Origin of the sequence: Streptomyces sp. NPDC006435 (assembly GCF_040612315.1) — a bacterium.
In the GTDB taxonomy this organism is placed as follows: Bacteria; Actinomycetota; Actinomycetes; order Streptomycetales; family Streptomycetaceae; genus Streptomyces.
Genome location: NZ_JBEXPY010000051.1, coordinates 41,396 through 53,747, shown reverse-complemented (window position 1 = coordinate 53,747; position 12,352 = coordinate 41,396). Strand labels below are relative to the sequence as shown.

Below are 12,352 nucleotides of genomic sequence, written 5' to 3'. Positions count from 1 at the left end.
CCCGGCTCGCCGGGGCGGCTCGTGAAGAAGCCCCAGGGCTGGGAGTTCCCGGCGGACGGCGCCCACCGCGCGGCTTCCATCAGCAGCCCCAGGGAATAATCATCCACGGTGGCCGCCGGGTCGAACCCGTAAGGGCTGAACCGTCCGGCCGGCAGAGGACGGATACTCCCAGGCAGCTCCGAATCATGTTGCACGACCCAGCTCGGCGAACCCGCAGGGAGGCCGGCCGGGTACCCGTTCCGACGGCGAGGAGCGGTGTTTCAGTCGTCGTCGGCAGCCGCACTCAGCCGTACCGCCGTGACTTTGTACTCCGGGCACGAGGTCACGGTGTCGGCGTGCCGGGACGTCAGGGTGTTGACGCCGTCCGCGGGAAAGTGGAACGCGCAGAAGACCTGTCCGGGGACGAGTTCCGTCCCCACACGGGCGACGAGGCGGGCTCGCCCGTGGCGGCTCCGGACGGTGACGGGGGCACCGTCCCGCACTCCGTACCGGGCGGCGTCCTCGGGGTGGAGGTCGAGGCTGCCCCGGTTGTCGAGCAGGAGGTTGGCACCCCGGCGGGTCATGCTGCCGGAGTTGTAGTGGGCCCAGCGGCGCCCCGTGACGAGCAGGAGGGGGTAGTCGTCGTCCGGCTCCTCGCCCGGTGGCAGGTAAGGGACGGCGCAGAGGTGGGCACGTCCGTCGGCCGTGGCGAACTCCCTGGTGTACAGAGTCGCTTCGCCGGGCTCGTCCGGTGAAGGGCAGGGCCAGTGCACCGCGCCCTCACGATCGAGCCGCGCATGCGAGAGGCCGCCGAGCAAGGGCGCGATTCGGGCACATTCGTCCAGGGCTTCGGCCGGGGTGGGGCAGCCGAGGTCGGCGCCCGTCGCTGCGGCGACGGACCGCACGACCTCGAAGTCGGTGCGGACCGCTCCGGGCGGGCACACGGCGGCCCGTACTCGCTGGAAGCGACGGTCGAAGTTCACGAAGGTACCGTCCTTCTCCAGCCAGGAGGCCACCGGCAGGACGATGTCGGCGTGCCGGGCGGTCTCTCCGAGGAAGAGTTCGTTGACGACGACAAGCGGGCAGGTGTCGAGGGCTTCGGCGACGTGCCGACTGTCGGGGTCGGTCGCGCACACGTCCTCACCGATGACCCAGAGAGCACGCAACCGGCCATCGCGGGCGGCCGTGAACATCTCGGGGATCCGCAGTCCGGGTGCCGACGGAACCGCTCGCCCCCACACCTCTTCGGCGCGGGCGCGGGCCTCGGGGTCGGTGACACGACCGTAGCCCGGCAACAGATCCGGCAGTGCGCCCATGTCCGAGGCGCCCTGGACGTTGTTCTGGCCCCGCAGTGGAATGATGCCGTGGCCGCGTCCGGTGCCGCCGACCGCACCGCGCAGGATGGGCAGGTTCGCCAGGGTGCGGACGCCGTCGGTGCCGTGCAGGTGCTCGGTGACACCGAGACCATATACGACTGCGGGATGTTCGGCCCGGCCGTAGAGCCGCGCGGCGGCGACGACGTCGGCCGCGGGAACACCGGTGATGTCGGCGACGCGATCGGGCGGGTAGTCGGCGAGGAGCACGAGGAGATCGTCGAGACCGGTGACCCGGTCCCGGAGGAAACCGGAATCGGCCAGGCCCTCGGCGACGAGGACGTGGGCAAGCCCGTGGAAGAGGGCGACGTTGGTCCCGGGGCTCGGCCGCAGATGGATGTCGGCGTGGTGGGCGAGGCCCACGGCACGTGGGTCGGCCACGATCAAGGAGGCTCCGGCCAGAGCCCGTTGGAGCAGACGGGCCCCGACGACGGGGTGCGCCTCGACCGGATTGGCGCCCACGACGAGGAAGCAGTCGGCGGTCTCGACGTCGTCGAAGGAGTCGGTGCCGCCTGCACACCCGAAAGAGGCGGTCAACCCTGCGGCGGAAGGAGCGTGGCAAAGGCGCGAGCAGTTGTCGATGTTGTTGGTGCCGATCACCGCCCGCATGAATTTCTGGACGAGATAGTTCTCCTCATTGGTCGCCCGGGCGGAGGAGATCGCGGCGACCGCGTCGGGGCCGCCGTCGTGCACGGCCCTGCGCAGCCCTTCGGCGAACCGGGCCAGCGCCTCTTCCCAGGTCGCGGGGCGCAGTTCGCCGTTCTCCCGGACCAGAGGTTCGGTGAGGCGTTCGGCGGAAGCGAGGTAGCCGTGCGCGAAGCGGCCCTTCACACAGGCGTGCCCGCGGTTGACCGGTCCGTCCCGCGCCGGAAGCACGGCCGCGACCCGCCCCTCGCGGACGACGACGTCGAGGGCGCAGCCGACCCCGCAGTAGCCGCAGGTGGTGGGCACCCGGTCGGGCGGGGGCCGCCCCGAGTCGAGGCCCCGGCCGGGACCGGGCTGGCTGATCGCCCCGGTGGGGCAGGTGTCGACGCAGCCGCCGCAGGCCACGCAATCGGAGGCGGCCCAGGGCCCACCGGTGCCCGGTGCGACGACCGTGTCGGCACCGCGTCCGGTGAGGGTGAGGGCGAAGGTGCCCTGGACGTCGGAGCACATGCGGACGCAGCGTCCGCACGCGATGCACAGGTCGCGGTCGAGGTGGACGAACGGGTGGCTGTCGTCCCTCCCGCGGCCGGAGGTCCCGGCGGCGGTCTGCGAGCCGATGTCCAACTCGGTGCAGACGCGTGCCAGTTCGGTTCCCGCGTCGGCAGCGAGTGCACGCGGCGGAAGCGCGGAGGCGATGAGGGCGACGGCGTCCCGGCGGAGGGTCCGCAGTTCGTCATCGGCGACGTCGACGGCGGCGTCGGGGACGGCGGGTGTGACGCAGGCGGCGACGAGACGGCCGTCGGCGCGCACGAGGCAGGTCCGGCACGAGCCGGCCGGTCGGAGGCGGTCGTCGTGGCACAGGGCGGGCAGATCGGCACCCGCCGCCCGCACCGCCTCCAACAAGGATGCGTCCGGGGGGAGTTCCACTGCCTTCCCATCGACCCGGACGACGGGACTCATCGGTCCCATCCCGCGAGAGCGGGGGCGAAGGCACGGGCAAGGCTGCGGACCGCGGCGGGGACGCGACGACCGAAGGCACAGAGGCTCGCCTCCGTCATCAGGCGGGCGACGCTCCCGTACGTCTCACCGGGCGGGCCGCCGTCACGGGCGAGCGCGAGCCCGCGACGGGTTCCGAGCCGACAGGGCGAGCAGGCACCGCAGCTCTCGTCCGCCGCGAACTCCCACAGGTGCCACAACAGCTCGTACGGATCGGTGCCGGAGTCGAAGGCGACGATGCCCGCGTGCCCGAGGGCGGCTCCCCGGTCCGCGAGCGCCCGCGCGGTGAGCGGGAGGTCGAGGGCGTCGGCACCGAGGAAGCCGCCGAGCGGGCCACCGATCTGGAGTGCGACGACCTCATGACCGTCCTTGAGGCCGCCTCCGTACCGATGCACGATCTCGCGCACGGGAACACCGAGTTCGACCTCGTAGGCACCGGGGCGCACGAACCGCTCGGAGAGACAGACCAGCTTCGTGCCGGTCTCGTCCGGTGCGCCGCGCCGCGCGTGGGCCGCCCCGCCGTGTCTCATGATCCAGGGGACCGCGGCGAGCGTCTCCACGTTGTTCACCACGGTGGGCGCGTCCCACAGTCCGTGATCGGTGGGATACGGGGGGCGGGGGCGCGCCACCCCGCGACCGCCCTCCAGGCGGGCGATGAGCGCGGTCTCCTCCCCCGCCACGTAGGACCCCGCCCCTTCGACGACCTCGACGAAGGGGCGGGGCCCGGAAGCCCCGGGCGAGTCGGCCAGGTCCCCCGCCTCGATCGCCCGTGCCACCGCGTCGCGCAGCCGGGTGATCGCCCTCGGGTACTCGGACCGCACGAGGACGGTTCCACGGCGGGCACCACAGGCGAAGCAGGCCATGGCGAGCCCGGCGAGGACCCGCGCCGGGTCCTCCTCCATCAGCAGCCGATCGGCGTACGAACCGGGGTCGCCCTCGTCCCCATTGGCGACGACGACGGTTCCCTGCCCTCGGGCCACCGCATCCCACTTGGCCGCCACGGGGAAGCCTGCCCCGCCCCGCCCGCGCAGCCCGGAGGCGGCCACTTCCCCGCGCACGTCGGCGGGGCGCAGCCGGGTCGCCACCCGACGCCACACGTCCCAGGCGGATTCCTCTTCCACGATGCCCGTGAGGAGAACGGGCGCCCCGGTGGTGTCGGTCACGGGAATGCGCGGTGCCCGCGGCTGCGAGCGTCCGGCGAGCTGGTCGGCGAGGTCGTGTCCCGCGTGGGGCCGGGTGCCGTCGAGGGCAGCGGGCCCCGCGTAGCAGTAGCCCAAACAGTGCACGGCCTGCAGCGAGGTGGTGCGCCTCTCGTCGACACTGCCCGCCCTCACCCCGAGTTCTCTCTCGATCTCTCCCAGGTGCTGCCCGCCCCGCGCGGCGAAGCACGCGGTCGCCGTGCACACGCGCACGTGCCGGGTTCCGTGCGGAGCCGCCAGATCCGCGAAATACGTCGCGGGTCCGAGGCCTGCTGCGGCGGGCAGACCGACGGCCCGCGCGACCTCGGGTGCCCATGCTCCGGGTTCCTCCGCGGTGCCGGACCTGGCCTGCCGGAGCCCGGCGGCCAGCAGGCCGTCGCGCCCACCGCGCCGTGCGGCCACCTCGCGAAGCCCGTCGCGGGCCTCGTCAGGTCCATGTGGAGTCCGACCGGCCATGGTCCCAGCATGGCCAGAAACGCCTTGGGACGCATCCCGGTCCCTGCGGGCGATCGGCGAGGGAACAACCTGCCCGGCCCCGCCGACGGCGTACCGCACGGCGCGGGCCGCGGGCCGCCGCCCATCCCTCCGTCCGCCGCCGCGCCGGTCCGTCCGGGTGGCAGACGGTGACCGCCCGCGAAGGTGCAGAGGCGGTCACCCGTGGCCTGGAGGTCCGCCTGCCGTGGTTGCGTCACCGAGTTCCTGGAGCCTGTAGCAAGATCACGACTGGGCTTTCCCGAGGCGTCTCCAGCAGATGAGACTGCAGGCCGGGGGGGCGAGGCGCCGTGGAGGCCGGTGCGGCGTTCCCGGCGGACGGCGAGGCGTTGAAAGACTCCGCTCCGCGCTCGACCACGTCCCACCTGCCGAGTACGAGGAAGCCTTCTGGCAGAGCCGGAAGCAGACGCCGCAGTCCGCCCGACCCGATCAGGACCGGACTCCACGGAACTCGGGGCAGCCCAACTGCACGGATCACGGGCTTTCCGGCTTTGTTCACGACTCTCGGACCGACAGCGCCGCGCGGCCCCTGCCGAGCTGTGGAAGGCGCGGATGGTCAGTTGGTGGGCGGGGTCCTGAACGTGTGCCGGTACGTCTGGGGCGTCGTGCCGAGGTGACGGGCGAAGTGGTGGCGGAGGTTGTCGACGGTACCGAAGCCCGCGCGGTGGGCGATCGCGGCTACCGGGTCGTCCGTGGTCTCCAGGTGGTGCTGCGCGAGCAGGACCCGTTGTCCGGTCAGCCATCGCAGCGGCGTGGTCCCGGTCTCCTGCCGGAAGCGTCGGGCGAAGGTCCGCGGGGAAAGGCGGGCACGGTCGGCCATCGTGTCGACGGTCAGGTCCTGGTCGAGGTTGGCCTCCATCCAGGCCAGGACAGGGGTGAGAGACCCGGTCCCCTCCCGGGGAAGGGGACGTTGGCGGTACTGGTGCTGGCCTCCGTCGCGGTGCGGGGGTGTGACCATGCGACGGGCGATCGCGCCGGCGACGGCGCTGCCGTGTTCCCTGCGGATGAGGTGGAGGCAGGTGTCGACGCCTGCGGCGGTCCCTGCGCCGGTGATGACCGGGTTCTCGTCGACGTAGAGCACGTCCGACTCGACCCGGGCACGCGGGTAGCGGCGGGCGAGTTCGTCGGTGTAGCGCCAGTGCGTGGTACAGCCTCGCTCGTCGAGCAGTCCGGCCTCGCCCAGGAGGAAGGCCCCGGTACAGATGCTCAGGACTTGAGCACCACGCTGCACGGCGGCCCGCAGTTCCTCGACCAGGTGGTCCGGCTGGCGCACATCGAGGTCGTAGGCCGGGACGCAGATGAGGTCCGCCGATGCCAGCCGCTCCAGGCCGTGCCGGGCCCGCACCTCGAAGCCATGCCGGGTCGGCACGCTGTCGCCGGTGGCCGAGACGAGAGCGAAGTCGTACACGGGCAGCGCGTCGTCGCTGCGGTCGATCCCGAAGACCTCGCAGAACACACCCAGCTCGAAGGCGTGGGCGCCCTGGAGGGCCAGGACGGCGACGTCGCGAAGCACAGGTTTCCGATCTCTTCCGGCGACAGTGGCAGGAATTTCAGCTTACCTGTCGTTTCTGCCACTCCCGGGTGGGAGCACCGGTCTGGAAGGCTCGCAGGCGTTCATCCGTCCCGCGAACAGCTAGGCACAAAGCATGACCACGCAGAACCCGACTGTCGACGCCGCCCTCTCGTCAGAGGCTGCCCAAGTCCTGCGCGGGCTCGCACTCGACGAGGAACTGAAGTGGCGTGTCCCCGGTGACCCGGTCCTGGGCCCTCTGGCCCGCAAAATCGCGCGGCGGTACGTGGCCGGTGAAACCCTGCCAGACGCCCTGGACCGGGCCCGGCAGATCCTGACCGCCGGCCATCGTGTGAACGTCGAGTACATGGGCGAGAGCTGCCGCGACCCGCAGCGGGCCACGGAAGAGACCGACACGTTCCTCTCCGCTGCCCGACTGCTGCCACCCGGGTGCTCGGTCTCCCTCGACCTGTCCCACATCGGCCTCGCCGTCGATGCGGAGCTCGCCCTCGTCAACGCCTCCCGCATCGCCCGGGCCACCGCCGACACCGGGCGGGAGATGATGATCTCGGCTGAGGGCTCCGACCGGACCGACGAGGTACTCGCCCTGCACCGCAAGCTGTGCGAGCGGTTCGACCATGTGGGCATCACCGTGCAGGCGCGCCTGTATCGCACCGCGGACGACCTGCCAGAGCTGCTTTCCCTGCCCGGCCGCATCCGCCTGGTCAAGGGCGCCTTCCTCGAACCCGAGGCCATCGCCCACCGTCGCGAGGCCCCCGCCCTGACCGCCGCCTATCTTGCGTATGCACAACAGCTGGCCGACTCGGGGCATCTGTGTTCCTTCGCCACCCACGACTGGGATCTGATCGACCGTATCGACCAGCACCTCGGAGGGAAGGGCACCTACTCCGATCCCTGGGAGTTCGAGACCCTCCTCGGCCTCGGGCCCGATCGCCTCCGGGTCATGGCCGAGCGCGGCCACCCCACCCGGGAGTACATCGTCTTCGGCACGGAATGGTGGCTCTACCTCTGCAACCGCATCGCCGAAGACCCCCAGCGCCTGCTCCAAGCCCTCGTCGACGCTGCCGCATGACCACCGCCCGGTCCGGGCCTGCGTCATTGACGCCTGCGCACCCTTCCCTGCGAAGCGCCGAGGACCTGACGGCCGGAGTGGTGGGGCCGCTCGTCGGACCCGCTCGATGGGCGTGCCGGCAGAGCGAGCGGTTCAGGCGGGGAGTGTGATGCGGAAGGTGGTGTGCCCGGGGCGGCTGGTGACGGTGGCGGTCCCGCCGTGGGCGGTGACGACGGCGTGGACGATGGCGAGGCCGAGTCCGGTGCTTCCGGTACTGCGGGAGCGGGCGTGGTCGGCGCGGACGAAACGGCCGAAGACGTCGGGCTGGATTTCCTCGGGAATGCCGGGGCCGTTGTCGCTCACGTCCACCAGGACGGTGCCCTGTTCCTCGGTGAGGGCAATGGTCACGTCGGTGCCGGTCGGCGTGTGGGTCCGGGCGTTGACGAGGAGGTTGCCGATCGCCTGCTGGAGCCGGTGGGCGTCGCCGGTGACGGTGACCGGTTCCTCGGGGAGGTCGAGGAGCCAGTGGTGACCAGGACCGGCGGCGCGGGCGTCGTCCGTCGCGTCGAGGATCAGCAGGGTCAGGTCGACCGGCTCGTGCTCGAGGGGCCGTCCGGCATCAAGACGCGCGAGAAGAAGCAGGTCATCGACGAGGCGGGTCATGCGCAGGGACTCGTTGTCGATGCGTTCCAGGGCATGACGGACTTCGGCGGGGACAGGTCCTCGGTGGCGCAGGGCCAATTCGGCGTGGCCGCGGATGTTGGAGACGGGGGTGCGCAGTTCGTGGCTGGCGTCGGCCGCGAAGCGCCGCAGGCGTTCCTCGACGGTCTGCCGCCGGGTGAGCGCGTCCTCGACGTGGCCGAGCATGTGGTTGAGGGCGGTGCCGACCTGGCCGACCTCGGTGCGGGGGTCGGTGTCGGAGAGTGGGTCGGGCATGGCGATCTCGCCGCTGGCGAGCGGTAGTCCGGCGACCTCCGCCGCATGGGCGGTGACCTTCTGGAGGGGGCGCAGGGAGATCCGCACCCACGCGGCTCCCGCGATGCCGGTCGCCACGAGAGCTGCACCGAACAGCACTGCTTCGACCGCTTCGAGGCGGTGGACGGTCTCTTCCACCGGGTGCAGGGGCAGGCCCGTGATCAGGATGTCCCGGTCATCGCCCCGGACAGCCGTGACACGGTACTTGCCCAGGCCGGAGAGGCGGATGCTGTGCCCGCTTCCGTCCACGGGGGTTCCGGTCAGGGCGCGGCGGTCCTCGGGGGTGAGTGTGAGGGGGCGGTCGACGGCATCGTCGACGACGGCCGCCCGGGTGACGGTGTCGTCCAGGAGGCGGGCGCCGAAGGTCTCCTCGGCCTGGCCCCGGGTATCGGGGCGGTTGTCGGCGTCGGGCCTGGCCTCGTGTTCCAGGCTGGCCGCGAACCGGCCACCGGATGCGGAGAGCTGCTCGTCCAGGCGTCCCATGAGGAAGTTCCGCAGAACAAGGGTGGTGGTGACCCCGACAGCGAAACAGGCGAGGGCGAGCAGGACGACGAGTCCGACGGTGAGCTGGCCGCGCAGCGAGCGGGGCGGCAGGCGCCTCATGGGGCTTCCGGCTTGAGTACGTAGCCGACGCCGCGCACGGTGTGGATCATCGGGGTGCGTCCGGCGTCGATCTTCTTGCGCAGGTAGCTGATGTACAGCTCGACGATGTGGGCACGGCCGCCGAAATCGTAGGACCAGACCCGGTCGAGGATCTGGTCCTTGGACAGGACCCGGCGCGGGTTGCGCATGAGGAAGCGCAGGAGTTCGAACTCGGTGCGGGACAACTCGACGACCGCCCCGCCGCGCCGGACCTCCCGGGCTTCCTCGTCCATGGTGAGATCGCCGACGGTGAGCCGGTTCGTGCCCGGCCCGGCGGTCATTCCGGCCCGCCGCAGCAGCCCGCGCAGCCGGGCCAGGACCTCCTCCAGGCTGTAGGGCTTGGTGACGTAGTCGTCACCGCCCGCCGTGATCCCGGCGATGCGGTCCTCGACCGCATCGCGGGCTGTCAGGAACAGGACGCACACCTCGGGCGTCTCACATCTGAGGGCCCGCAGGACCTGGAGGCCGTCCAGGTCGGGCAGCATCCAGTCCAGAACCACCGCGTCGGGCCGGAAGACACGCGCCGTCGCCAGCGCGGTCGCGCCGTCGCCCACGGTGCGCACCTGCCAGCCCTCACCGGTAATGGCCCCGGCCAGGACATCGGTGACGTCGGGTTCGTCGTCGACGACGAGGATCCGTACGGGGGCTCCGTCCGGGCGGTGCAGAAGCGGTGTCGTGTGCGGCTTGTCCATGGTTCCTTCAGCATCCCCGACACAGGCCGCGGCAGGGACGAGGTGTGTCTCTGAGTTTCCTCTGAATAGGGGCCGAGAGCGATCGATCAAGCTGTTTCAGAAGATACGCAGAAGTTGGGCTGTGAGGCTGGCCGCCCGTCGCCGGAACGTGCGCCATGTCCGGAGGAGCCTCATGACCACCACATTCACCACCATGACGTACACGAGCCGTGGGATGCGCCACCGGCGCCCGCGCCGCAGCCGCGTCCCGTTCCTGGTGCCGTTGGCGATCTGGGCCGGCGCCGCCGGGGTGCTGGGTCTGTGGTGGAGCGACACGACCTCGGTGGTCGGCCCGGCGGGCTGGCTCACCGGCGCGGGACGTATCACCGGCCTCCTGGCCGGATACGCCTGCGCGGTTCTGCTGGCGCTGATGGCCCGGACGCCGCTCCTGGATCGCACCATCGGCACCGACCGACTCGCCCGCTGGCACGCCTGGGGAGGCCGCTGCACCGTGTCCCTCGCCCTTGCGCACACCCTGCTGATCATCTGGGGCTACTCGCTGGCCTCCCGCACGAACGTGGTCGACCAGACCTCCATCCTCGTCCTTCACTACCCCGACCTGCTCAAGGGCACGGCCGGTTTCCTGCTGTTCGTGGCCACAGGGATCGTGTCCGCCCGCGCCGCCCGCCGCAGGATGAGTTACGAGACGTGGCACTACCTGCACTTCGCGACCTATCTGGCGGTCTTCCTCTCCTTCGGGCACCAGCTCTCCAACGGAGCCGACTTCGTCGGCAACCGTCTCGCGCAGGCGGCGTGGTACACGCTGTTCCTCGGGGTCACGGCCCTGGTCGCCTGGTACCGCTTCGCCGTCCCCGTCCGGCGAGGGCTGCGCCACCGCCTGCGCGTGGCCGCGGTCCACCCCGAAGCCCCGGGCGTGGTCTCCGTCCACCTCACCGGCCGGCACCTCGACGACCTCGGGGGCGAACCGGGGCAATTCCTGCGCTGGCGCTTCCTGACCCGCGGACTGTGGTGGACCGCCAACCCCTACTCCCTCTCCGCCCCCGCCCACCCCGGCCACCTGCGGATCACGGTCAAGGCCGCCGGCGGGCACAGCGCCGCCCTCGCCCTCTTGAGGCCCGGCACCCGGGTGTGGGCCGAGGGGCCTTACGGCTCCTTCACCTCGAACCGCCGCACCGTCCCCAAGGTCCTGCTCCTGGCAGGCGGCATCGGCATCACTCCCCTGCGTGCGCTCTTCGAGACGCTGCCGGGCCACGTGACCCTTGTCTACCGGGCACGCCGCACCGTCGACCTCGCGCTGCGCGGTGAACTCGACGCGATAGCCGCCCGCCGCCAGGCCACCGTGCACTACGTCGTCGACGAACCGGCCGAACGCTCCTCCCCTCTCACCGCCCGGGCCCTGAGCGCACTGGTCCCCGACCTGGCCGCGCACGACGTCTACCTCTGCGGCCCGCCCGGCATGACCGGGGCCACGATCGGGGCCCTGCGCGAGGCCGGAGTCCCGACCCGGCGCATCCACCACGAGTCCTTCGCGTTCTGAGGAGAACCGCCATGCGCCGAGCAGTCCTCACCACCACCGGGGCCAGCGCCCTGATCATCGCCCTGCTCGCTCTCAAACCCCACCAGCTTTCCGCCCCGGCCGGGGCGGCTCCCCGTTCCCCCGCGGCCTCGCGCCCTCCCGCAGGCGCCTCGCCGGGCACTCCCACCCGGACGGGCACGTTCACCGGAGATCCCGTCGACACCCAGTACGGAACCGTGCAGGTCGCCGCCACCCTCCACCAGGGCAGGATCACCTCGGTCAAGGTCCTCCGGGCCCCCGACCGCAATGGCCGTGACCAGGAGATCGCCGCCTACGCCCTGCCCCGCCTCACCCGGGAGGCCATCGGGGCCCAAAGCGCGCACATCGACGCCGTCTCCGGCGCCAGCTACACCAGCCAGGGCTACGTCCAGTCCCTCCAGAGCGCACTGGACCAAGCCCATGCCTGACACCGCGACCGGGCTGCGCCACGTCGAGCACGTCATGGGCACCGTGTTCTCCTTCGACATCCGCGACCGGCCGACCCCCGCCGTCCGCCGCGCCCTCGCCGAGGCCGTGCGCCACCTCCACCGCATCGATGCCATGTTCTCCACCTACCGGTCCGACAGCCACATCAGCCGCCTCGGCCGCGACGAGATCCGGCTGGAGGACTGCCCGCCCGAAGTCCACGAAGTCCTGTCCCTGTGCGCACGGGCCGCCCACACCAGCGACGGCTGGTTCAGCATCGTCCCGGCGGGAACCCTCGACCCCTCGGGACTCGTCAAGGGCTGGGCCACCGAAGCGGCCTCCCAACTCCTGCACGACGCAGGCGCGCACCACACGTGCATCAACGGCGGAGGCGACCTGCAGCTCCGCGGCCGGGCCGCCCCGGACACCGCGTGGCGCATCGGCATCGCCCACCCACTGCGCCCCGGTGAACCGGCCACCGTCATCACCGCCGACCACGACCTGGCCGTCGCCACTTCCGGCACGGCCGAACGCGGCCATCACATCGTCGACCCGCACACCGGCAGGCCTGCCGATACGTTCGCCTCCCTCACCCTCGTCGGGCCCCGCCTGACGCTGACCGACACCTACGCCACCGCCGCGTTCGCCCGAGGCGACGGGGCACGGGACTGGGTGGAAACGCTGGACGGCTACGAAGCCTTCGCGATCCTGCCGGACGGCCGGGAATGGCGAACTCCAGGATTCAGCCGCTATGGAACATAAGGTGCTGAACAGCGCCACTCCCGCATGCAGGGGA

10 protein-coding genes are annotated in these 12,352 nt (G+C 71.7%); 4 read left to right on the top strand and 6 right to left on the bottom strand.

The genetic code is table 11. The features are described from left to right. From ABZZ04_RS33460 to ABZZ04_RS33445, 4 genes are all read right to left on the bottom strand, one after another. A partial coding sequence (locus ABZZ04_RS33460) for a nitroreductase family protein (RefSeq protein ID WP_356935979.1) occupies positions 1–194 on the bottom strand: 194 nt, incomplete at its 3' end. Positions 195–260: 66 nt separating this feature from the next. After that, positions 261–2,957 (bottom strand): formate dehydrogenase subunit alpha, encoded by a 2,697-nt coding sequence (fdhF, locus tag ABZZ04_RS33455; RefSeq protein ID WP_356935978.1) that lies wholly within the window; start codon positions 2,955–2,957, stop codon positions 261–263. After that, positions 2,954–4,648, bottom strand: a complete 1,695-nt coding sequence (locus ABZZ04_RS33450) for an NAD(P)H-dependent oxidoreductase subunit E (protein ID WP_356935977.1) — start codon at positions 4,646–4,648, stop codon at positions 2,954–2,956. The genes fdhF and ABZZ04_RS33450 overlap by 4 nt, the downstream gene beginning before the upstream one ends. A 592-nt stretch (positions 4,649–5,240) precedes the next feature. Continuing rightward, positions 5,241–6,197 carry a helix-turn-helix domain-containing protein gene (locus tag ABZZ04_RS33445; RefSeq protein WP_356935976.1) on the bottom strand — a complete coding sequence of 319 codons (957 nt, stop codon included), beginning with the start codon at positions 6,195–6,197 and terminating at the stop codon, positions 5,241–5,243. 133 nt (positions 6,198–6,330) lie between these two features. Between ABZZ04_RS33445 and ABZZ04_RS33440 the strand changes: the two genes are divergently transcribed. After that, a complete protein-coding gene (locus ABZZ04_RS33440) occupies positions 6,331–7,287 on the top strand; it encodes a proline dehydrogenase family protein (RefSeq protein ID WP_356935975.1) in 957 nt (318 codons plus the stop codon). A gap of 132 nt (positions 7,288–7,419) precedes the next feature. Here ABZZ04_RS33440 and ABZZ04_RS33435 read toward each other — a convergent pair whose 3' ends face one another. Together ABZZ04_RS33435 and ABZZ04_RS33430 are read right to left on the bottom strand one after the other, a co-directional pair. Further along, a complete protein-coding gene (locus ABZZ04_RS33435) occupies positions 7,420–8,844 on the bottom strand; it encodes a HAMP domain-containing sensor histidine kinase (RefSeq protein WP_356935974.1) in 1,425 nt (474 codons plus the stop codon). Further along, positions 8,841–9,575 (bottom strand): response regulator transcription factor, encoded by a 735-nt coding sequence (locus ABZZ04_RS33430; protein WP_356935973.1) that lies wholly within the window; start codon positions 9,573–9,575, stop codon positions 8,841–8,843. Before ABZZ04_RS33430 ends, ABZZ04_RS33435 begins: the two co-directional genes overlap by 4 nt. Positions 9,576–9,747: 172 nt before the next feature. Between ABZZ04_RS33430 and ABZZ04_RS33425 the strand changes: the two genes are divergently transcribed. The 3 genes from ABZZ04_RS33425 to ABZZ04_RS33415 are packed head-to-tail and all read left to right on the top strand — an operon-like array spanning position 9,748 to position 12,318. Next, on the top strand, positions 9,748–11,112 hold the full coding sequence (locus tag ABZZ04_RS33425) for a ferredoxin reductase family protein (protein WP_356935972.1): 1,365 nt from the start codon (positions 9,748–9,750) through the stop codon (positions 11,110–11,112). 11 nt (positions 11,113–11,123) lie between these two features. Then, positions 11,124–11,558, top strand: coding sequence for an FMN-binding protein (locus tag ABZZ04_RS33420; protein ID WP_356935971.1), 435 nt, complete (start codon positions 11,124–11,126; stop codon positions 11,556–11,558). After that, positions 11,551–12,318, top strand: a complete 768-nt coding sequence (locus ABZZ04_RS33415; protein ID WP_356935970.1) for an FAD:protein FMN transferase — start codon at positions 11,551–11,553, stop codon at positions 12,316–12,318. Before ABZZ04_RS33420 ends, ABZZ04_RS33415 begins: the two co-directional genes overlap by 8 nt. The last annotated feature ends 34 nt before the right edge of the window (positions 12,319–12,352 follow it).

Bases quoted from the DNA above. Each gene is read 5' to 3' on its own strand.
- ABZZ04_RS33435 (WP_356935974.1), bottom strand. From the start codon at position 8,844: ATGAGGCGCCTGCCGCCCCGCTCGCTGCGCGGCCAGCTCACCGTCGGA.
- ABZZ04_RS33450 (WP_356935977.1), bottom strand. From the start codon at position 4,648: ATGGCCGGTCGGACTCCACATGGACCTGACGAGGCCCGCGACGGGCTT.
- ABZZ04_RS33420 (WP_356935971.1), top strand. From the start codon at position 11,124: ATGCGCCGAGCAGTCCTCACCACCACCGGGGCCAGCGCCCTGATCATC.
- ABZZ04_RS33425 (WP_356935972.1), top strand. From the start codon at position 9,748: ATGACCACCACATTCACCACCATGACGTACACGAGCCGTGGGATGCGC.
- ABZZ04_RS33440 (WP_356935975.1), top strand. From the start codon at position 6,331: ATGACCACGCAGAACCCGACTGTCGACGCCGCCCTCTCGTCAGAGGCT.
- ABZZ04_RS33415 (WP_356935970.1), top strand. From the start codon at position 11,551: ATGCCTGACACCGCGACCGGGCTGCGCCACGTCGAGCACGTCATGGGC.
- ABZZ04_RS33430 (WP_356935973.1), bottom strand. From the start codon at position 9,575: ATGGACAAGCCGCACACGACACCGCTTCTGCACCGCCCGGACGGAGCC.
- fdhF (WP_356935978.1), bottom strand. From the start codon at position 2,957: ATGAGTCCCGTCGTCCGGGTCGATGGGAAGGCAGTGGAACTCCCCCCG.